Raw genomic sequence first — 19,187 nt, forward strand, 5'->3', positions numbered from 1 at the left:
ATCAGAAAAGGCAGCCCGGTCTTTGAAAGCCAAAAGGACGTAAGGGACTCTTTTTTCGCCTAAGTGTCTCTATAAGCGAAATGCGAGATGCCGTACCGAAAGTTCGCTTTAGGAATTGCGCCAGGCATGCATTGACTCATTCCGCTGGTTTTGCCAATCTGCCCTGGCGCAACTTAGTACCCGCACCACAAAGCTTTCTTGCAAGACCCCAATTCGGGACAGGGTATCGCCAGCGCGCCCAGACGCATTTTCGTGAAACCCGCTTTTTGATTCCCAAATTGCTTTTCCTGACCCGCTGGTCAGCGTATGCTCTTGGGGTGTTGCCTTTTTTGCTCTCCTGGCTGCATGCCACCAACGACTTATTCGGCGCATTTCTGACCCCCCTGTTGCCCAAGCTCCAGACCGCTTTTGGTGTGAGTTATGGGGCGGTGTCGGTTCTGGTGGCCTTGCAATCCCTCACTGGCAGCCTCTTACAGCCGCTGGCTGGATTGGTGGCCGACCGCTACGATCGCCGGGTTTTGGCCGCATTAGGGCCGTTGCTCATGGCATTGGGCGGTGGCCTGCTGGGATTTTTCCCCAATCTCTGGGTAGCGGGCGCCGTGCTGGCCTTGTCGGGGCTGGGTTCGGCCCTGTTTCACTCGGCAGGCGCTGCCCTGGTGGGGCAGTATGCCGATCCGGCCCGGCGGGGCTTCTGGATGAGCTTTTTTGGTACGGGGGGCTATATTGGCATCTCGCTGGGCCCCATCGTCTCGCTCACCGCGGTGAACCAGGGCGGGCTACAAGCCCTGGCCTGGTTGATTCCCCTGGCCCTGATACCTGCTTTTTTGTTGCTGCGCCAGGCACCCCCCACCCGGCTGCAAACCAAGCCCTCAACGTTCGCCGATTTGCAGCGGGTTTTTCGTGGGCATGTGGCTCGCTTGTGGGCGGTCTCGACCCTGCGCAGCATCGTGTTTATGAGCTTCTCGACCACCATCCCTTTCTGGTTTCACCAGCGCGGAATCTCCGATGCCCAGGTGGCCCTGACCCTTTCCATCTATAGCATTTCGGCAACCATCGGAGCCTTTCTGGGTGGCACCTTATCGGATCGGATGGGGCGGCGCAAGGTGCTGGTAGGTACCATGCTTTTTGCTATTCCGCTGTACGTCGCCTTGCTGCTGGTTCCGCCGGAAAACTGGTTTTATGTGGTCTTGCTGGCGGTAACGGGGGCCTTGATGAACGCAGGTGTGCCGGTAGCGGTCACCATGGCCCAGGAGCACGAACCCAGCCAGATGGCCACAGTTTCGGGGCTTTTGATGGGCTTCACCTGGGGGTTTGCGGGCTTGCTGTATGGGGTGGTAGGGCCTATTATCGAGCGCTTTGGGGTGCTCGAGAGCTTGAGCGTGCTGGGGCTGTTGCTGATACCGGCCCTGACCCTATCCCTGGCGGTGCGCGAGGCCCAGCCCCACCCTAAAGGTGCCTGGGGTCACAAGTAGCCCTATTCCGAAAAGCAGGCCGGGCAAAGTACAATGACCCATACACACGGAGCTTTGGAGAAAGGGAAAGTCTGCCCCTTAACGCACCCGCTCTTTGGAGGTGTTCGCTATGACCAGCACGGTACGGCAGTTGCTTCGGGCCAAGGGTAATACGGTGTACGCCATCTCACCTGGGGCCACGGTTTTTGAGGCCCTCGAGCGCATGGCCGCCTACGATGTGGGGGCCCTGATGGTGATGGACGGCGAGCAACTCGTCGGCATCTTTTCCGAACGCGACTATGCCCGCAAGATCATCCTGATGGGCCGCATTTCCAAAGACACCCTGGTGGGCGAGGTCATGACCAGTGAACTCATCACCGTTACCCCCGACGCCACGGTTGCCGACTGCATGAACCTCATGACCAACAACTGCGTGCGCCACCTTCCGGTATTAGAAGATGGCAAGCTGGTGGGGGTGGTCTCCATTGGCGATGTGGTCAAGGCTATCATGACCCAGCAAGAGTTTATGATTGCCGAGCTGGAGAGCTACATTACCGGTTCGCGCTGAGCTGGGAAACCGCAGCTTTTGGTCTCCTCGAGGTGTCTGGCAGGAGCACCTGTAACTGGCTGGCTTTAGCCCCCAGTGTTGTCGAGGGTTTTCGTCGGGGCTCATTTGCGCTGGTTCGAAGGCCCAATTAGCAGGTTCAGGCCAAAGCTGATGACCGATAGCAGGATGGCCCCAACCAAAGCGCCGCCAAACCCGCGCACCTCCAGGGGGGTCAGGCTGGCTACCACCAGCACAATCACGGCGTTGACCACCAGGGTAAACAAACCCAGGGTCAGAACGTTAAAAGGCAGGGTAAGCAACAGCAGCACGGGCTTGAGCAGGGCGTTGGCCAGGCCAAATATCAGCCCGGCCACCAGATACTCCCCCAGACCACTGCCCCTGGCAAAAAAGAGGCCGCCGTAGACCTGGGTCACGATCCACAAGGCCAGGGTATTAAGCAACAAGCGTAGCAGGAAATCACGCATAGCCCAGGGTACACCTATTTGGGTTGCGGGGGTAATACCGGCTTAGGGGTTGTGCTGGGCGAAGTGGGGCGATTTTTGGCAAGGGCCCGGTTTGAGGGCAGGCGTGATGCAGGGATTTCGACCGGTGGCTTTGGACGATTTTCTGGTTTCACCTTCGCGGAAAGCGAAAGGCCAGCAGAATAAACAGCACCCCTAAAGCCGCGCTCAGAATAGCCCAGGGGATGCGGTTCTGGATGGCCCGCACGGGGGGCAAAATACCACTCTGGTAGGCCCGAACCTGGCTTGGTGAGAGCACGTCCACAGCGGCGGGGGCGTCTGCCGGGCCATCGATGGTCCAGGTGCCACCACCGGGGCGCACTGGCCGGAAGTGCCAGGGGGTGAAAGGGTCGTAAAGTCCTACAGCCACATAGTAGCCGTAGTCTCCCGCGGGCAGATTGGAGGAAAGCTCGAGCCAGTCACCATTTTTTGCAACCGACACAGCCTGCACACTACGGTCGGGACGGTGCTCTTCGGCTTTCCAGCCGGTAAGCAGGTAGGCCCAGTTCCAACCCTGCCCTGGTGGGGTTTTGAAACCGGCGCCGGGCAGTTCTTCCTGGCCACCTGGTTCGGTGTGTATGTAAATGCCAACGGTCGCGAGGGAGAAACCGTGGGGGGCGTTGTGGGGGTTAAGGTAGCGGCGCAGCCTGACCCGCAGCACCACTTTTTCCCCTCTGTGAAGGGCCTCAAAGCCGGTCAGGTCGGCAAAACCGGCCTCGGCAAATAAAGCAGCGCGGGGGTAGGCGTAGCCCAGGCCGTAGTCGTCGCCTACAGGGTCGGAGAAAAGTAGAGGGATCATGGCGTAGGGGTTTTTCTGCAATACCCAGCAATGCCATTGAGGTATGTAAGTGAAATATGGGTGGGCCTGAAGCGACCCACAAGCCCACACCCTACCCTGTCTGGGGCCTTATATCAAGGGGATTAGCGCAGGCTTATCAGGGCTTTGACCAGGCGAATGGGGTCGTGTTGGGCAAAACCGGGCTCCAAAAAGTCATCGGCCACAAGCTGTACCCCCAGGCCCTCGAAGCGCCTGGGATTGAAGCGTACCGGCGTCTGGCCCTCGGCCCGGTAGCGCCCCAGCAACGCCTCGGGTATGCGGGCGGTGTTGACCAGCACCACATTGGGCCTGCGGCCCAAATGCTGCTCGATGGCATGAAAATGGTCGTAGGCATCCATGCCCTCGGTCTCACCCCGCTCGCTCATGATGTTGACGATGTAGACCAGCTTGGCCGGAGACTGCTGAATGGCTACCTGGATGCCCTTAGGCAGGAAGCTGGGAATTACACTGGAATAGAGGCTACCAGGCCCCAGCACGATCATCTCGGCTTTTTGCAGACCCTGAGCGGCTTCGGGCATGGCTGCGACCCCAACCGGCGCTAGCCCCACCTTGCGGATTCGGCCCGGTTTTTCCCGCAGGGCGGTCTCTCCCTGTACCCGGGTGCCATCGTCGCGCTCGGCCCAAAGGCGGGCCGCCTCGTAGGTGGCGGGCCATACCGCTCCTTGCAGGCGCAGCATCTGGTTGGCCTGACGCATGGCCTTGGCAAAGTCGTGGTTGAGTTCGGACAGCGAGACCAGCATCAGGTTGCCGAAGGTGTGGCCTTTGAGCTCTTCTCCACGCTGGAAGCGGTACTTCATCAGCTCGGGCAGTCCTTCGGCATCCGATAAAGCAGCCAGGCAGTCTACCAGGTCGCCCACCGCCGGAACCCCAAACGAAACCCGCAGGCGTCCGGTAGAGCCCCCATCATCGGTGACCGCTACCACCGCGGTAATGTTGGCGGTTTCCATCTTGAGACCGCGCAGCACGCGCGAAAGTCCTGTTCCACCGCCCAGGGCCACAATGCGGGGGCCGCCCTCGAGCTTGCGGCGAATGTACACCTGTTTAGAAACCGAGCTGGGGTCGGTGATGGCCGAGAGCATGCTGCGGTTCATCCAGCGCAGACCCGTTAAGAACAGAATCAGGCCGCCCACCAGCCAAAGCCCCCCCGAGACCCATAGCGGAATGGAAAAATAACCAGCCCAGCGGGTGGTCTGTAAGAACCAGGGCAAGAAGGAAGTATGCCACGAGAGGTGAACCACCCCGGTGAACATACACAGCATGCCCAGGGCGGCTAAAAACGCATACCGCTTGACCCGCATCCCTGGCAACAACCAGCGCAACGAGCTAAAGAAGCGGTCATCGGCAGGGTTGGTTCGCAGGCTCTGGACGATGGCCCGCAGGTTGGGGCGTTTGGCCTTGTTCCAGATCATATTCGTTGGTCTTGCTCAAGTATGCATGGCTTTTTCCAGGTCGCGGTGCTCGAGCTCCACCCGAAAGCGGCTCGAGAGCTCCTGGGCCAGCCGCTCTGCCACCGCTACGCTGCGGTGCTGGCCCCCGGTACAGCCGATGGCCACCGTGTACGCGGCACGTCCGGTCTGGCGGGCGCCTTCTGCCGAAAGCCCAATGGTGGCAAGCAAAGTACGGTAGAGGGGTTCGTTTTTTTTGTCGGCGAACACATATGTGGCTACCTCGGGGTCGGTGCCGGGGCGTGCTTTGAGCACAGGGTCGTAGTGGGGGTTGGGAAGTGAGCGCACATCCAATACCAGATCGGCATCCTGTGGCGGCCCCCACTTAAAGCCAAAGGAAAAGATGCGTAGCAGGAAGCTCTCCTCTTCACCCAGGGCTGCCTCGAGGGCCTCCTTGAGCTGGCGTGGGGTGCGCTCGGAGGTGTCAATCACCAGGTCGGCGCGGTCGCGCAGGGGGGCCAGGGCCAGGCGTTCTTCTTCGATTTCGCGCAGCAGGTTGCCCATACCCAGCGGGTGGAGGCGGCGCGACAGGTTGTAACGCTTGAGCAGGATGTCCGATTTGGCTTCCAGGAAGATGATAAAGGGCTTGAGCTCGCTGAGCACCCGCTCCACCTCGCTCAACAGATTGCGGGCTCGGATGTCGACCACCACCACCACCTTGTGGATGTTCTGGGCTTCCACGGTTTTGAGCAGGTCGGCCCATAGCGGGGGCGGAATGTTGTCTACCGAAAAATAGCCCAGGTCTTCCAGGGCCATCCGGGCCGAGGTCAGGCCTGCGCCGCTTTGTCCACTCAATACCACGAACCGCATTGGCTTCACCACGTTCCCGGTGCTCCTGTAGCCTATTTTCTGGGAGCTATTCAATCTCCATAGTGGTCTAAGAGCGGGCCTAAGCACTTCATTATGTCATCCCCAACGCACCAGACTACTTGGACTTGATGCTTGAGGTCGTTGAAATGAAAATTTTGCGACGAAACTCGGCAAACCCACGCTCTCAGTATACCCCTTCTACTGTTGGGGCATGAGGTTTGCCTCATGATGAAGCTGTAAGATACGGCATAAATGGTTAAAACTTGGCTTTATGAAAGCCATGGCAATGAGTTCAAGTAACGTTTTGTCACAGAATAATTAATGGCTGCGAAGTACAAATTGACTTTTTTTTCGAACTGATTGTGTGTTAAGTTAAATCTATGAGAAAACTCCACGGCATTCTTTTATTTGTTTTGGTTGCGTTATCAGCATGCACAAGCCCTAGCTCAACTCCAAAAAGCCTATATCAAGGAGACTGGGACTGGGCTGCAGTCAATGCGAATAATCCCAACGACTACGTTACGGGAATAGCCTCATTTAGCATAGAGGTTATCAACAGCAATACCTCGAGTCCGCAGTATGGCAAGAAGGTTGCAGGTGGCTGGTATGACATCGACGGGATTTCCATAAGACCGGCTGGAATGGCCTTAATGGGGCCTATAATTACTCCCCTTGATATGGGTTTTAGTGTGGGTTCCACAAGCCAGGTTTTGATGGCAGGTATTGATAGCGATGGCTTTATGGGCACTAATTCTTCTGGTAGAAAGGTTTTTTCAGGGATGGGGCGGGTTTATGGTAGTAATGGGGTCTATATTGATGTAGCTATTGCTCTTGTTCAGAGGGATGATAGCCCTACCTATAGTCGAGTTACGGGAAGCTTGCCTATGTCAGACCTTGCCTCCCAAAGTCGTGTATGGGAACTACACTCTTCCAATATTCAAAAAGACGCTCAATCCATTGCTGAAAAATTGGCGTCCTTAGGAATAAAAGCGCATGGACAGGGTGAACTCAGACAGCTATTCAAGTGACATTTAGATAGAACTCTAGAACTCCCGGGCTCGTGTATTGAGCCCGGGAGTTGTGGCTATAACTACCTGATCTCCAGCAACTCCACGTCAAATATCAGCGCCGAGTTGGGGGGGATGTCGGGGCTGGGGCTGCGCTCGCCATAGGCCAGGTTGGCCGGGATAATCAGGCGGCGCTGGCCGCCGACGCGCATGCCCACGATGCCCGACTCCCAGCCGGGAATCACCTGCCCTGCGCCCAGGGTGAACTCGAAGGGGGAGCGGCCTGGCTGGCAGGAGGTGTCGAACTGCTTGCCATCGACCAGGCGTCCGATGTACTGCACCCGCACGGTGTTGGAGGTAATGGCCTGGGGGCCGCTGCCTTCCTTAAGGTCTTCGATGCGAAGGGCAGTAACGCCTTCGTTGGTGAGGCCAGTCGCGGCGGGGGGCTGGTTGGTGCAAAGCGTACCGCTGCCCACCTGGGCCTGACTGCCAGAACGTTGTCCCAGGAAGAAGTAGGCTCCAAGGCCCAGCAAAGCCAGCACGGCCACCACAATAAATGCGAGGTTTCGGTTCATACCGCCGCCCATTGTATGGGTTTTGCGTGAAAGGCGTTAGAGTGGTTTTCGCAAGTAACCGTGTGGGAAAGACTGTGCTGGGTTTTTGCTGCTGGAAAACTCGAGCCTCAACCACTTGTGGGCCACGCCTGGGTGTGTAACAGGGGCCTGCACACGGTGGCTTTCTCATTTTTCGCGTAGCGGCAAAAATAGGGGTGTTTCCACCATCACCGCTTACGGCTTAGAAAGTTGAACCTGGGGCTGGTCGGGTTGCTTGAGCGCGAGCTGCCCGCAGGCAGCGCCCACATCACGCCCCCGGCTCCAGCGCACCGAGGTGGGGATGCCCTGTTGCTCCAAAATGGCCGCAAACCTCAGGATTTGTGCCTTGGGGCTGCCCTGGTGAGGAGCCCCCTCCCAGGGGTTCCAGGGAATCAGGTTCATGTGGGCGCTGATGCCCTTGAAGAGCCCAGCCAGGGCGCGGGCCTGCCACTCGTGGTCGTTAACACCCTTGAGCATGGTGTATTCCAGGGTGATGCGGCGCTTGGTCTGGGTGTAGTAGTGGCGCACGGCTTCCATAATTTCGGCAATGCGGTAGCGGTGGGCGGTGGGGATAATCTGCTGGCGGGTTTCGTCGTCGGGGGCGTGCAGCGAGAGGGCCAGGCGCACCTCCAGCTCCGACTCGGCCATTTTGTAGATGCCCCTGGGAATCCCCACCGTCGAGAGGGTAATGCGGCGGGGGCTCATGGCCAGCCCCTGGGGGTGCAGCATCCGCTTCAGGGCTGCAAACACGTTGTCCACATTCAAAAGCGGCTCGCCCATGCCCATCAGCACCACGTTGCGGATCTCGCGGGGGGCGTGGCCCTGGTGGTGGGCGGCAAACAAAATCTGATCCAGGATCTCGGCGGCCGTGAGGTTGCGCCCAAAGCCCATCCTGCCGGTTGCGCAGAAAGTACAGCCCGCCGGGCAGCCCACCATACTGGAAATACAAATGGTCTTGCGGTTCAGGTAGGGCATGTACACGGCTTCGGTCTTCTGGCCGTCCAGCAGGGTAAAAAGATACTTCACCGAGCCGTCCTGGCTTGGATAAGGTGCGACCTGGGCAAACTCTGAGATGCGATACTGCGCGGCCCACTCGGCCCGCAGGGCCTTGGGCAGGTCGGTCATCTCCTCCCACTGCCTGGCCCCCTTGGCGTAGAGCCAGGTGGCGAGCTGTCCCCGACGGTAGCCCTCGCCCGGGAGTTGTTCGATGGGCAACGAGAGCAGCGGGGTTTTGTCTTGTGGCAAAGCCATAACGCTTCAGTATAGCCTGCAGCGCTACTTCAAATGGTGGGCGGCTCAAGGTTTTACCCACCTCCGCCGCGCCGACCTGCCTGGCGGCCTTCTTGTCTGCCGCCCGTATACTGGTACAAATGCGCGCCCACACCAACCCCTGGTACTTGGTGCTTTCTTCCTATTGGTTTGCAAGTAGCTTCAAGTGGTTTTTGATTTTGCTGGTATTGTTGCCGGCTCGAGTGGCCGAGCTGGTACCCGAACCCGAGCGGGCCACCCGCCTGGGGCTGCTTTTTGCCCTGGGTGCAGTGATGGCTTTGATCGGGCCGCCGGTCTGGGGCTACATCTCCGACCGGGCAGGCCGCCGCATGCCTTTTTTGGCACTGGGAACTATCTTGACGGCGGGCTCGCTGGTCTGGATGGCCTATGCGGGCAGTTACTGGCAGCTGGTGGTGGCCTATTTGCTGCTTCAGATGGCCGACGATATGGCAACCGGCCCATATTCGGCCCTGATCCCCGACCTTACCGCCCGGCGCGAGCGCGGGGTGGCCTCGGGCTGGCTGGGTACGCTCCAGGTGGGCGGCCAGGTGGCGGCCGGTGCGGTGGGCTTTTTGCTGGCCAACCTGCAGTGGCAGTTCCTGCTGATTGCCTTGCTCAATCTGATCGCAGCCGGGATGGTTCTGAGCCTGATCCGCGAGGTGCCGGGCCTGAAACCGCAGCGGCGGGGGCTTTGGGAGAGCATGCTGGCCCCCTGGCGCAGCGCCGACTTTCGCTGGGTCTGGTTCACGCGCTTTCTGGTAATGCTGGCGCAGTACGTGGTGCAGACCTATTTGCAGTACTACCTGGCCGATGTGGTAGGGACCTTCCAGGCTTTCGGCCAGACCCTGGCTACCGAGGCCTTCCAGGCGGTAGCCCTGCTGGGGTTGCTAATTTCCCTTGGCGCTGCTGCTTCTGCCGTGCCAGCAGGGCGTTTGTCCGATCAGCATGGCCGCAAACCCATCATCTATGTTGCGGGGGTGGGGCTGGCGGTGCTGATGCTGCCGATTTTGCTGCTGCCCCGCTACGACGTGCTGATTGTGCTGGCGCTGGTGTTCGGGCTGCTGTACGGGGCCTACCTGGCGGTGGACTGGGCCCTGGTCTCGGATGTGCTGCCCAACCCCCAGGCCCACGCCACCGATATGGGTATCTGGCAGACCTCCATTGTGCTGCCGCAGGTTCTGGCAGGGAGTTTTGGGGCCATGCTCGATGTGTTCAACCGCCAGAGCCCTGGGCTGGGCTACACGGTACTGTTTTTGATTGCGGCGGTGTGTTTTGTGCTGGGAACCGTTTTGGTTCGACAGATTCGCTCGGTGCGATAGAGCGGTCTTCAGAGAGAATGGCACAACCCCGAAAAGGGCTCTACAGGCATATTTGCTGCCGGGAAACTCGAATGCTCCTATATTCTTGTTCTCGTGCAGCGGCAAAAAAAGCGTGAAGCGCGGTACTTGACATGTCAGGGGTGCTTGCCCATAGTAGGTATGCGCCGGGCCTGGAGGGATGGCTGAGTGGTTGAAAGCGGCGGTCTTGAAAACCGTTGTAGGCGTAAGTCTACCGGGGGTTCGAATCCCTCTCCCTCCGCCAAGGCTGGTTCAAATGCCGGGTTTTGTGCTAGAGTATCGTTTGCGGTTTAGGGGGCGATCCCCCAAGACCGAAAAGTTGGGATGGAGGGGTGGCCGAGTGGCTGAAGGCGGCGGTTTGCTAAACCGTTATAGGGAACGAAAGTCCCTATCGGGGGTTCGAATCCCCCCTCCTCCGCCAAACTAAAACGCAAGGGTCGGGGACGTTGATCCCCGGCTTTTGCATTGGTCGCCTCGAGGCCAGGACTTCTCGAGGTTCCGAACACCTCGGCAGATGCTCTACACCAATTGGGCCATCCTGGCATAAGCTAAGGGAACATGAAAAGCGCTTTGTTGACCCGTTTTGAGCTGTCGCTGGCCGGCCTGCCTCAAATTCTGGGCAAGGCCACCCCCGAGCAACTGCGCCTGCGCAGCCTGCCCGATAAATGGTCGGCCCACGAGAACTTTGCCCACCTGGCCCACTTCACCCTGGTTACCCAGGACCGTATGGCCCGCATCCTGCAGGAAGAGGCCCCCTTAATCGAGCGGCTAAAGCCCGATACCGAACCGGCCTTTTTGCTGCTGGTGGAGCGTTCCCCCCAGGATGTGCTGGCCGAGCTCAAAGAGCTTCGGGCCCAGCTCAACCAGCAGGTAGCGGCTTTGAGCGAGGCCGAGCTCGAGCGCATCGGCATTCACAGCGCAGCAGGGCCGATGCCGCTAAAGGCGTGGCTCGAGCTCTTCCTGGTGCACGAAGCCCACCACCTCTACCTGGCCTTCTGGCGCATCCGCGAGGTGCTGCAAAGAGCTCGATGAACTCGATTTACCCATCCACGTTTTGGCAGCAGAGCTGCACCCTGTGCGGAGCCTGCTGTGCCGCACCCGATATTTCGGCCCTGCACAAGCCGCTGGCTATGCCCTGCGTCCATCTCAACGCCGATTGTCAGTGCGAGATATACGTGGCGCGCCCGCAGGTTTGCCGTAGCTATACTCCGGACTGGGTGTGTGGCGAGGTTGCTCCGCTGCCCACGCTCGAGCTTCGAATTTGGCGCTTCCTGGAGATCTACGGCCTGGAAATGCCGGGTAGCACAGGCCCTTGCGCTAGTGCACCCCCGCCTCGGTAATGGCCGCCGCGGAGTTTTTGGCGAAGCGCACATTGCCCCTGAACTCGGTCAGGTTGGTGGCATTGACGTAGGTCATGGCGCTTTGCAAACCCTCGCGCAGGCGGGCGATGGCCTCCTGGGCGGTGTGGTGGAAGGCCCGCAGGGTCTGCGAGGAACCCTCGATGAAGTTGCGCTTCTCCGTAACCAGCATGGAGGCCATGCCATAAAGCAGGACGCCCTCGAGCTGCCCGTCTTTTTTGATCAAGACCTCGTCCTCGAAGCTGCCGGAGGCAAAAAACTTGCCCATCATCACCCCCTCGCTGTAGGCCAGGGCCTTCACAAAGTCGCCTGAGCTGTTGACCCCGCCATCGGAGATGATCTGTACGTCGGCGTAACCCACCACCGACTGAAAACGGCGAATTTCTTCCAAAAGCGACAACTGGCCCACCCCCACCCCTGTGTTGATGCGGGTGGTGCAGACCGACCCTGGCCCCACCCCCACCTTGAGGAGGAAGTGGCGGAAGCCCGAGAGCTTCATCAGCCAGTAGGCGTAGGCAAAGCCCTCGATGGAGCCCACGTTGCCCAGGATGACCCCGCTGTCGATGCCCAGCCCGCGAATCTTGGCCAGCACCGGCAGTACCGCTGCGTTGGCCCCGTGGGCAATGTCAATCGAGGCGAAAGCCAGGTTGGGCTGGGCGAAGAGCTCGGCCAGAAACTCTTCTTTCTCATTGGTGCCCAAAGCGGCCCCCACCAGGGCCGGGGCGCTGGCCTGCACATCCCGGATGCGCTCCTCGTCGGAAAGGCCCACCCTGGGCAAAATGTGCACCCCCCCATTCCCCCCGTCCCACACGTCGCGGGCAAAGCGGCTGCGCATCATGCTCATGGAGGCCCCAAAGGCGGGAAACAGCTCCAGCGTGCCTCTGCTGGTATAGAACAACTGCCGCGTATTGACCTGGCTGCGCGAGACCGGCTGGGTCAGGAAGGTGGGGATGATGGTTTTGTCGGCAAAAGTGTAGTAGGTTTCGAAACGCTCATAGGGGTAGCGGGCCAGATCGGCCTGGGCTTTTTCCAGGGCTTCCTGGGCAATGACATCAAAAATTCCGTAGTTCACAAGGCAAAATTGTACTAAAGGGCGGGTAGGGGGTCTACTAGCCGTGGTGCGGCCAGGTTTGGGTCCATATGCTGTTGGCCTGGCTTTACAAACGCATAAGCGCTCTGTATATTCAAATCCAGATGCAATTCTCTGCTCGAGGCCGCAGGTGCGCGCCTGCCAGCGAGCGCGAAGACGCAATCGAAGCGATGAAACCCCTTTACTCTGCTCGAGCTACCCTTTAACCGGATCTCTTCACTTTGCAAGAGGTCGGTAGGGTTTGCCTGGCGGAGAATCTTTTTTTATGCTGGGTTGGTTTGAGAGGCCACGATGAAAACCGCTGAAATCCGCGAAAAATTTCTCCAATTCTTCGAGTCCAAGGGGCATCTGCGCCTGCCGAGCTTTAGCGTGGTGCCCCAGGACGACCCCACCCTGCTCTTCATCAACGCAGGCATGACCCCCCTCAAGCCCTACTTTTTGGGCAAGAAGCCGGTTTTCCCCGGCCATGAGGGCGAATGGTACCGGGTGACCACCTGTCAGAAGAGCGTGCGTACCGGCGACATCGAGAACGTGGGCCGCACCAACCGCCACCAGACTGTTTTCGAGATGCTGGGCAACTTCAGCTTCGGCGACTACTTCAAAAAGGAGGCCATCGAGTGGGCCTGGGAGTTCCTGACCCGCCCTGAGTGGCTGGGCTTAGACCCCGAACGCATTTATGTGACCATCTACAAAGACGACGACGAAGCCTTTGAGCACTGGACGCGGGTGGGCGTACCCCCCGAAAAAATCCACCGCTTCGATGCCGACGAGAACTTCTGGCCGCAAAACGCCCCCACCAAAGGCCCCAACGGGCCTTGCGGGCCATGCAGCGAGATTTACTACGACCGGGGGCCAGCCTTTGGCAGCGACACCTGGGCCGACTATTACCAGACCCGCGAATCCAACCGCTTTGTGGAGCTGTGGAATCTGGTTTTTCCCCAGTACGACCGCAAAGACGGCGGTGTCTTGGAGCCCCTGCCCAAACCCAACATCGACACCGGCATGGGTCTGGCCCGGGTGGCGATGGTCTTGCAGGGTGTGACCGACTTCTACGAGACCGACGAGTTCCAGCCCCTGATTGCCAAAATCGTGGAGCTTACTGGCGTCAGCTACGAAGGCCCCTCCTCGGTGGCGCACCGGGTGATTTCTGAACACGCCCGGGCTGTGGTCTTCATCCTCTCCGATGGGGCCCACTTCTCCAACACCGGGCGGGGCTATGTGGTGCGTCGTCTGCTGCGCCGGGCGGTGCGCTTTGGCTACCTGCTGGGCCTGCGCGAGCCCTTCATGTACAAACTGGCCGAGGTGGTGGCCGGGGTGATGGGCGGGGTGTACCCGGAGCTAAAGGAGAACCTCGAGAGCGTGCAAAAGCAGATCAAAATTGAAGAGGAGCAGTTTTTACGCACGCTCGAGAGCGGCATCAAGCGCCTGGACGCTATGCTGGCCAACCTGGGGCCAGGCGACATCCTTTCGGGCCGGGATGCCTTTACCCTTTACGATACCTACGGTTTCCCGCTCGATCTGACCATCGAAATCGCTGCTGAGCACGGGATTCAGGTGGACACCGAAGGCTTCGAGAAGGCCCTGGAAGAACAGCAGGAGCGGGCTCGAGCTGCCGCCGCGTTCAGCAAAGAGCTCTTTAAGAAGTCCAACGAGGCCCTCGCGGCGCTGGCCGCCGATTACGGGGGAACCAAGTTCGTGGGCTACGAGAGCCTCGAGGCCACAGCTCAAGTCAAGCTGCTGCTGGTGGGCGAGCAAACCCTGGAAGAAGTGCCCGCCGGCACCGAGGTGCAGGTGGTGCTGGACAAGACCCCCTTTTATGCCGAGGGGGGCGGGCAGGTGGGGGATGCGGGCGTGCTGGAGTGGGAGGGTGGCTGGGCCAGGGTTTCGACCACCCAGAAAAACCCCGATGGCATCTTTTTGCATATGGCGCGGGTGGAAGAGGGCACCCTTAAGGCCGGCACGGTGGTGCAGGCTTTGGTGGATGCCCACCGCCGCGACACCGAGAAAAACCACACCGCCACCCACCTGCTGCACGCCGCGCTGCGGGCTGTGCTGGGCCCCCATGTGCAGCAGCGGGGCAGCTACGTGGGGCCGGATCGGCTGCGCTTCGACTTCAGCCAGTTTGAGCCGATCTCACCCAAAGACCTGGCCCGGGTCGAGCTGCTGGTGAACCGTTGGATTCAGGCCGACTTCCCGGTGAGCTACGCCTACAAGCCCCTGGAAGAAGCCCGCAAGGAAGGGGCCATGGCCCTTTTTGGCGAAAAATACGGCGACGTGGTGCGGGTGGTGAGCGTGGAGGGTGCGGTGGACAACGTGAGCTCCAAGGAGCTTTGCGGTGGCTGCCACGTGCGGCGCACCGGCGAGATTGGGGCCCTGGTGATTGTGGCCGAGGAGTCGGTGGCGGCGGGGGTGCGGCGGATCGAGGCCCTGACCGGAACGGGCGCTACCCAGTACGTGCGCGAGATGCTGGATCGGGTGGGTGGCCTGGCCCGTGAGCTGGGGACTTCCCCCGAACATCTGCGGGAGCGGGTGAACAAGCTACAGGACGAACTCAAGGCCCGTGAAAAGGAAGTTGAAAAACTGAAGCTCGAGCTGGCTCGAGCCCAGCTGGGAGGTACTGCGGCGGTAGCGCTTAAGGAGGCGGGCGGCTACAAGTACCTGGCGGTGAAGCTCGAGGGCCTCGAGGCTTTGGCCTTGCGGGGTGCGGCGGATGAGCTTCTGGACAGGCATCAGGCCGACCTGGTGGCGGTAGGCTCGGGGCAGAGCCTGGTCATCAAAGTGAGCAAGGCCGCCCAGGATAAAGGGCTGGATGCCGGTGTGGTGATGAAGAAGCTCTCGGCTACCGCGGGTGGGCGTGGTGGTGGCAAAGGGGTGCTGGCCCAGGGGGGTGGCTTCGATCTGGATAAGGCTTTTGGGGCGCTCGAGCAGGCCTTGGGTTAGCCTGCTGCGGGATGGGTATCCTGGCCTCATTTGCTTCTGTCAGCCAGCGGAAATAATAGAGCCGATGAAGGTAATCGCGCTGGACGTAGGAGAGGCCCGCATTGGCCTGGCGGTGGGGGAGACGGGTTCCCCCTGGGCATTTGGCCGGGGCTACCTGGTGCGCAAGAGCCTCGAGACCGACCTGGAAGCCCTGGCGGCCCTGGCCCAGCGGGAAGGGGCCCAGCGCTTTGTGGTAGGGCTGCCCCTGCGCACCGATGGTAAGCCCAGCGCCCAGGCCGAGCAGGTGATGGCGCTGGTAGAAGCCATGCGCAACCGGGGCTTGGAACTCGAGCTACTGGACGAGCGCTATACCACCAAGCTGGGGCAAAACCGTCTCAAAAATGCCCCCAAGCGCGTTCGACAGGAGAAGGGTAAGCTAGACGAGGCGGCGGCCATTGCCTTGCTGGAGTCCTATTTGGCCCGTACATAACCCCAATAGCCTTTTTTGGAGCCCCAAGCATGGATAATTCCGACAAGCCCACCACGAGCGTTACCCCTGAGGTCTCCCAGGAACAAAACAAATCGCCCACCCGCTGGATTCTGCGGGGGGTGCTGTTTATGTTTGCCCTGGTGGCGGTCGTGCTGGGCTATGCTCTTTACCTTTTGGGGCCTACCGGCACCACCGCCGAGGTTCGTATTCCTAAGGGCAGCGGGGCTGCAGCGGTGGGGCGTGCTCTCGAGCAGGCCGGGCTGGTGCGCTCGGGCTATATGTTTGCCCTTTATCTGCGCTTCTCCGGCCAGGACAAAGAACTCAGGCCCGGCTACTACAAGCTCGAGGGCAAGGGTCTGCGGGCCATCGCCCTGGCCATTACCGACGAGTCGCGCCCACTTACGGTACGGATTACTTTTCCAGAGGGTTGGCGGGCGGTGGACATGGCCCAGCGCCTGAGCGAAAACAACCTGGACGGGCCTAAATTCCTCGAGCTCGCCAATAACCCTCCTCCCGAGCTGCGCCCTGCCGAGGCCAGGGGGCCCACCCTCGAGGGCTACCTTTTCCCCGCCACCTACGAATTCCCCCTCGACTACACCGCCGAGGATGTGATCCGCACCATGACCCGCCGCATGCAGCAGGAGTTTGCCCCAGCGGCCCAGGCCCGTCTGCGCGAACTGGGCCTTGGGAGCATCCACGACTGGGTTACGCTGGCCTCCATCGTGCAAGCCGAAGCCGCCGATTCCAGCGAAAAGCCGGTGATTGCAGGGGTTTTCCTGAACCGTCTAGAAATCGGGATGCCCCTCCAGGCCGATCCCACCGTGGCCTACGGCCTGGGCAAGCGCCTGCCCGAACTCGATCGCAGGGCGGGCGACTTCGAAAAAGACACCCCCTACAACACCTACACCCGCCGCGGCCTGCCCCCCGGGGCCATCGGCAACCCCGGCAGTGAAGCCCTGCGGGCCGTGCTCAACCCCATCCGCACCAACGAAAAAGGCCAAAAATATCTGTACTTTTTGCACGCCCAGGGCCGTTTGTTTTTGAATGTAGACTTTGAAGGACACCTGCGCGATACGGCGCGGTACTATCGCTAAATCTCCTCAAAGAAGTCTCGATCAATACGCTTGATCTCGTAGCGCGCAGCTACAGTAACGCCTACGTTGTACTCAATCATGTATTGGGCTAGGGTTTCTCCATCAATCAAAACAATATTTCCAAGCCGTTCTGCGGTCTCGATTGCACCCTTAGAAAAATCGGATGTGGTAATGATGACGCCACGGCTGGCCTTTTTGAGTGCAAGACTTCCGGCAAAGGTACGAACCACCTCACTTGGAACCGTGTTGTTCCAGCGTTTGGCTTGTATGTAGATGTTACTCAGGCCAAGCCTGTCCTGCTTGATGATGCCGTCTATACCATCATCGCCGCTCCGTCCCACAGCCTTGCCTGCATCGCTTACCGAGCCCCCGTAGCCCATAGCGACGAGCAGCTGAATGACCAGGCGCTCAAAGAAGGCAGGTGGGCACTGCTTGATACGCTCCAGCAATTCATGGGCAAGCTGTTTTTCCAATTCAAGGTAAAGGAGTTCTAGCTGTTCGTCTGGAGTTTTCCCGGCATCCCCTATGACTTCGCTTTCGGCGTTGCCACGGTCTCTTCTACGGAATTCCACGAATTCCGGGAACTGATACAAGTAGTTTTTATCTATATCAGTAATGCCGGATTTCAAGACATCAAGTCCTCGCGGGGTGATCTTGAATTGTCCTCGGCCTGGAGACTCCAGCAAGCCTGCTTTCGTCAAGTAGGTTCTGGCCCATCCGACGCGGTTCTCGTACCTACTTTGCCTACCGCTAGGCAGCAATTCGGCCCGATCCTCTTCGGTCAGGTTGAACTTCTCGGCAAGCACCTCGTAGGCTTCATCCATCGAGTGCGCCTCACCGTCGGCGGCCATCTCAAGCAATGGGTACATGAATCGCTGGTAATTTGGTATTGGCATTTCGCTCCTATTGTACGGCCCTGCGGGAAAGCCCTACCTGATACAACACCACCCCCAGCGCCACCGCGGCGTTCAGGCTCTCGGCCCCTTGGGCCAGGGGAATCTTGGCCAGTTCGTCGCAGTGCTCGGCCACCAGGCGGCGCATGCCCTCGCCCTCGGAGCCGATCACAATCGCCAGCGGGCGCAGGTAGTCGAGCTGGTCAATGGTCTTGCTGGCCTTGCCGCTGGTTCCATAGACCCAGACCCCCTTTTGCTTGAGCTGCTCGAGGTAGCGGGCAATGTTCTTGACCTGCACCAGGGGGATTTTGCTGGCCGTACCTGCCGAGGCTTTGAGCACCAGGGCCGACAAGGGTGCGCTGCGGCGTTCCTCGCTCACCACCCCGTGTGCGCCCAGGGCAAAGGCGCTGCGGATGAGGGCGCCGTAGTTGCGTGGGTCGGTGATGCCGTCCAGCACCACCAGCAAGACCTGCTCGCCGCGCTTTTGCGCCAGGCGAAAAGGCGCCTCGGGGTCGGAATAGCTGGCCTCTTCAATTTCGGCCACCAGCCCCTGGTGCTGGGTGGTTCGCACCATCTGGTCGAGCTCGATGCGCGGCACGAGCTTGTACGTGGCCCCCAGCTTATCGAGTTCCTTTAAGAGCCAGGCTTCCACACCCTTGGCGACCCAAACCTGCCCCGCCTGGCCCTCGCGCAGGGCTTCCAGAACCGGGTTGCGCCCGTAAATCAGCATAGATAGAGTCTAGTCGATTCAAACCGAGATGCGTAGATGTCGGGAATCTGGGGGATATATACTCTTTGCAAAATAAAAATATAGTCCTGTTGACATAAAATAGTATCAATCAATAGAATACCCTACCGGGGTAGGATATACCCAAGGAGGAACGTCTATGAAAAAAATGCTTTTTGGTCTTTTGGTTCTGGTTCTGGCCTCTGTAGCTCTGGCGCAAACCCAAAGACAGCCCGACCTGGTCCTGGTTACCCAAAGCAACAAAAGCTTTGCCGTGACGGTAGAACAATTCAAAGCCGAAGTAAAGGCCGCAGGGTGGAGCATCCTGAATTATCACAACATGGCGGGGGTGCTCTCGGAAAAGGGATTTACCTTGCATCCCGTCCTGATTTTTGATGTATGCAGTGGCCGCTACAGTGCCCGCATTCTCGCCAAAGACGAGTACCGTCCGATTTCGGCCCTGATGCCCTGCCGGGTAAGCATCTACCAGACCTCCGACGGCAAGGTGTTCATTGCCCGTATGAACGCCCCTGCCTTTGCTCCCATGATGCCTAAAGAGGTAGGGGATATTATGATAGCCTCGAGCCAGGAAATCGAAGCTATCATCGCCAAAGTTGTGAGGTAAATAAGCAGCCGAGCTAAGTACACGACAAAACCCCGAGTAGGCAAAAGCAGGCCGCTCCTGTAAGGTGTTTCTGCCTGAGACACGGTAAAGGAGCGGTTGCTTTGAATGATCCCACATTCCGCACCCCCCTTCACTCCAGCAGGTAATATCGCTCCACCCCCAGCAGGCGGTCT

General features: G+C 59.6%; 18 protein-coding genes and 2 tRNA genes. 11 read left to right on the top strand and 9 right to left on the bottom strand.

Annotation, left to right across the window (positions count from 1 at the left end; all coding sequences use genetic code 11):
• The first annotated feature begins 317 nt into the window (after nt 1–317).
• Both ABWU19_RS08215 and ABWU19_RS08220 read left to right on the top strand, forming a co-directional pair.
• Nucleotides 318–1,472: an MFS transporter gene (locus ABWU19_RS08215; protein ID WP_435901224.1), complete on the top strand. Its 1,155-nt coding sequence runs from the start codon at nt 318–320 to the stop codon at nt 1,470–1,472.
• A gap of 109 nt (nt 1,473–1,581) precedes the next feature.
• Nucleotides 1,582–2,019, top strand: a complete 438-nt coding sequence (locus tag ABWU19_RS08220; protein ID WP_435901225.1) for a CBS domain-containing protein — start codon at nt 1,582–1,584, stop codon at nt 2,017–2,019.
• Nucleotides 2,020–2,120: 101 nt separating this feature from the next.
• Here the strand turns inward: ABWU19_RS08220 and ABWU19_RS08225 are convergent, their stop codons facing one another.
• The 4 genes from ABWU19_RS08225 to rapZ form a co-directional block, all read right to left on the bottom strand.
• Nucleotides 2,121–2,483 (bottom strand): phage holin family protein, encoded by a 363-nt coding sequence (locus tag ABWU19_RS08225; protein WP_435901226.1) that lies wholly within the window; start codon nt 2,481–2,483, stop codon nt 2,121–2,123.
• A 148-nt stretch (nt 2,484–2,631) separates the two neighbouring features.
• Complete coding sequence (locus ABWU19_RS08230) at nt 2,632–3,318, bottom strand: glucodextranase DOMON-like domain-containing protein (RefSeq protein ID WP_435901227.1); 687 nt, start codon at nt 3,316–3,318, stop codon at nt 2,632–2,634.
• Between the two features lie 122 nt (nt 3,319–3,440).
• Complete coding sequence (locus tag ABWU19_RS08235) at nt 3,441–4,766, bottom strand: gluconeogenesis factor YvcK family protein (protein ID WP_435901228.1); 1,326 nt, start codon at nt 4,764–4,766, stop codon at nt 3,441–3,443.
• A gap of 15 nt (nt 4,767–4,781) precedes the next feature.
• Nucleotides 4,782–5,612: an RNase adapter RapZ gene (rapZ, locus tag ABWU19_RS08240; protein ID WP_435901229.1), complete on the bottom strand. Its 831-nt coding sequence runs from the start codon at nt 5,610–5,612 to the stop codon at nt 4,782–4,784.
• Nucleotides 5,613–5,992: 380 nt separating this feature from the next.
• On the opposite strand from rapZ, the gene ABWU19_RS08245 reads away from it, so the two are divergent.
• Nucleotides 5,993–6,640 carry a hypothetical protein gene (locus tag ABWU19_RS08245; RefSeq protein ID WP_435901230.1) on the top strand — a complete coding sequence of 216 codons (648 nt, stop codon included), beginning with the start codon at nt 5,993–5,995 and terminating at the stop codon, nt 6,638–6,640.
• A gap of 62 nt (nt 6,641–6,702) precedes the next feature.
• Here ABWU19_RS08245 and ABWU19_RS08250 read toward each other — a convergent pair whose 3' ends face one another.
• Nucleotides 6,703–7,194 (bottom strand): FKBP-type peptidyl-prolyl cis-trans isomerase, encoded by a 492-nt coding sequence (locus tag ABWU19_RS08250; RefSeq protein ID WP_435901231.1) that lies wholly within the window; start codon nt 7,192–7,194, stop codon nt 6,703–6,705.
• Between the two features lie 213 nt (nt 7,195–7,407).
• Entirely contained in the window at nt 7,408–8,463 is a 1,056-nt protein-coding gene (gene rlmN, locus ABWU19_RS08255) for a 23S rRNA (adenine(2503)-C(2))-methyltransferase RlmN (RefSeq protein WP_435901232.1), read from the bottom strand.
• 119 nt (nt 8,464–8,582) lie between these two features.
• On the opposite strand from rlmN, the gene ABWU19_RS08260 reads away from it, so the two are divergent.
• The 4 genes from ABWU19_RS08260 (at nt 8,583) to ABWU19_RS08275 (ending at nt 10,850) form a co-directional block, all read left to right on the top strand.
• Complete coding sequence (locus ABWU19_RS08260) at nt 8,583–9,800, top strand: MFS transporter (protein WP_435901233.1); 1,218 nt, start codon at nt 8,583–8,585, stop codon at nt 9,798–9,800.
• A 172-nt stretch (nt 9,801–9,972) separates the two neighbouring features.
• Nucleotides 9,973–10,062: transfer RNA gene (locus ABWU19_RS08265), tRNA-Ser, on the top strand.
• Nucleotides 10,063–10,144: 82 nt separating this feature from the next.
• A tRNA-Ser gene (locus tag ABWU19_RS08270) sits at nt 10,145–10,239 on the top strand.
• Between the two features lie 137 nt (nt 10,240–10,376).
• The gene (locus ABWU19_RS08275; protein ID WP_435901234.1) at nt 10,377–10,850 is read left to right on the top strand and encodes a DinB family protein; all 474 of its coding nucleotides are present in this window, start codon (nt 10,377–10,379) and stop codon (nt 10,848–10,850) included.
• A gap of 285 nt (nt 10,851–11,135) precedes the next feature.
• Here ABWU19_RS08275 and ABWU19_RS08280 read toward each other — a convergent pair whose 3' ends face one another.
• On the bottom strand, nt 11,136–12,248 hold the full coding sequence (locus ABWU19_RS08280; protein ID WP_435901235.1) for an IMP dehydrogenase: 1,113 nt from the start codon (nt 12,246–12,248) through the stop codon (nt 11,136–11,138).
• Between the two features lie 309 nt (nt 12,249–12,557).
• Here ABWU19_RS08280 and alaS point away from each other — a divergent pair, with 309 nt between their 5' ends.
• The 3 genes from alaS (at nt 12,558) to mltG (ending at nt 16,769) form a co-directional block, all read left to right on the top strand.
• Entirely contained in the window at nt 12,558–15,206 is a 2,649-nt protein-coding gene (gene alaS / locus ABWU19_RS08285) for an alanine--tRNA ligase (protein ID WP_435901236.1), read from the top strand.
• Between the two features lie 64 nt (nt 15,207–15,270).
• Nucleotides 15,271–15,675: a Holliday junction resolvase RuvX gene (gene ruvX / locus ABWU19_RS08290; protein ID WP_435901237.1), complete on the top strand. Its 405-nt coding sequence runs from the start codon at nt 15,271–15,273 to the stop codon at nt 15,673–15,675.
• Between the two features lie 29 nt (nt 15,676–15,704).
• Entirely contained in the window at nt 15,705–16,769 is a 1,065-nt protein-coding gene (mltG, locus tag ABWU19_RS08295; RefSeq protein ID WP_435901238.1) for an endolytic transglycosylase MltG, read from the top strand.
• On the opposite strand, the gene ABWU19_RS08300 is transcribed toward mltG, so the two are convergent.
• Together ABWU19_RS08300 and rlmB are read right to left on the bottom strand one after the other, a co-directional pair.
• The gene (locus ABWU19_RS08300; RefSeq protein ID WP_435901239.1) at nt 16,766–17,665 is read right to left on the bottom strand and encodes a winged helix-turn-helix domain-containing protein; all 900 of its coding nucleotides are present in this window, start codon (nt 17,663–17,665) and stop codon (nt 16,766–16,768) included. The genes mltG and ABWU19_RS08300 overlap by 4 nt on opposite strands.
• Nucleotides 17,666–17,672: 7 nt before the next feature.
• Nucleotides 17,673–18,392, bottom strand: a complete 720-nt coding sequence (rlmB, locus tag ABWU19_RS08305) for a 23S rRNA (guanosine(2251)-2'-O)-methyltransferase RlmB (protein ID WP_435901240.1) — start codon at nt 18,390–18,392, stop codon at nt 17,673–17,675.
• A gap of 157 nt (nt 18,393–18,549) precedes the next feature.
• Here rlmB and ABWU19_RS08310 point away from each other — a divergent pair, with 157 nt between their 5' ends.
• Complete coding sequence (locus tag ABWU19_RS08310; protein WP_435901241.1) at nt 18,550–19,014, top strand: DUF302 domain-containing protein; 465 nt, start codon at nt 18,550–18,552, stop codon at nt 19,012–19,014.
• Nucleotides 19,015–19,187 lie beyond the last annotated feature (173 nt).

It is taken from the genome of Meiothermus cerbereus, from assembly GCF_051297115.1.
GTDB lineage: Bacteria > Deinococcota > Deinococci > Deinococcales > Thermaceae > Meiothermus > Meiothermus cerbereus_A.

Coding starts and splice junctions, on each gene's coding strand:
- ABWU19_RS08220 (WP_435901225.1), top strand. CDS start 1,582: ATGACCAGCACGGTACGGCAGTTGCTTCGGGCCAAGGGTAATACGGTG.
- ABWU19_RS08225 (WP_435901226.1), bottom strand. CDS start 2,483: ATGCGTGATTTCCTGCTACGCTTGTTGCTTAATACCCTGGCCTTGTGG.
- ABWU19_RS08230 (WP_435901227.1), bottom strand. CDS start 3,318: ATGATCCCTCTACTTTTCTCCGACCCTGTAGGCGACGACTACGGCCTG.
- ABWU19_RS08235 (WP_435901228.1), bottom strand. CDS start 4,766: ATGATCTGGAACAAGGCCAAACGCCCCAACCTGCGGGCCATCGTCCAG.
- rapZ (WP_435901229.1), bottom strand. CDS start 5,612: ATGCGGTTCGTGGTATTGAGTGGACAAAGCGGCGCAGGCCTGACCTCG.
- ABWU19_RS08245 (WP_435901230.1), top strand. CDS start 5,993: ATGAGAAAACTCCACGGCATTCTTTTATTTGTTTTGGTTGCGTTATCA.
- ABWU19_RS08250 (WP_435901231.1), bottom strand. CDS start 7,194: ATGAACCGAAACCTCGCATTTATTGTGGTGGCCGTGCTGGCTTTGCTG.
- rlmN (WP_435901232.1), bottom strand. CDS start 8,463: ATGGCTTTGCCACAAGACAAAACCCCGCTGCTCTCGTTGCCCATCGAA.
- ABWU19_RS08260 (WP_435901233.1), top strand. CDS start 8,583: ATGCGCGCCCACACCAACCCCTGGTACTTGGTGCTTTCTTCCTATTGG.
- ABWU19_RS08275 (WP_435901234.1), top strand. CDS start 10,377: ATGAAAAGCGCTTTGTTGACCCGTTTTGAGCTGTCGCTGGCCGGCCTG.
- alaS (WP_435901236.1), top strand. CDS start 12,558: ATGAAAACCGCTGAAATCCGCGAAAAATTTCTCCAATTCTTCGAGTCC.
- ruvX (WP_435901237.1), top strand. CDS start 15,271: ATGAAGGTAATCGCGCTGGACGTAGGAGAGGCCCGCATTGGCCTGGCG.
- mltG (WP_435901238.1), top strand. CDS start 15,705: ATGGATAATTCCGACAAGCCCACCACGAGCGTTACCCCTGAGGTCTCC.
- ABWU19_RS08300 (WP_435901239.1), bottom strand. CDS start 17,665: ATGCCAATACCAAATTACCAGCGATTCATGTACCCATTGCTTGAGATG.
- rlmB (WP_435901240.1), bottom strand. CDS start 18,392: ATGCTGATTTACGGGCGCAACCCGGTTCTGGAAGCCCTGCGCGAGGGC.
- ABWU19_RS08310 (WP_435901241.1), top strand. CDS start 18,550: ATGAAAAAAATGCTTTTTGGTCTTTTGGTTCTGGTTCTGGCCTCTGTA.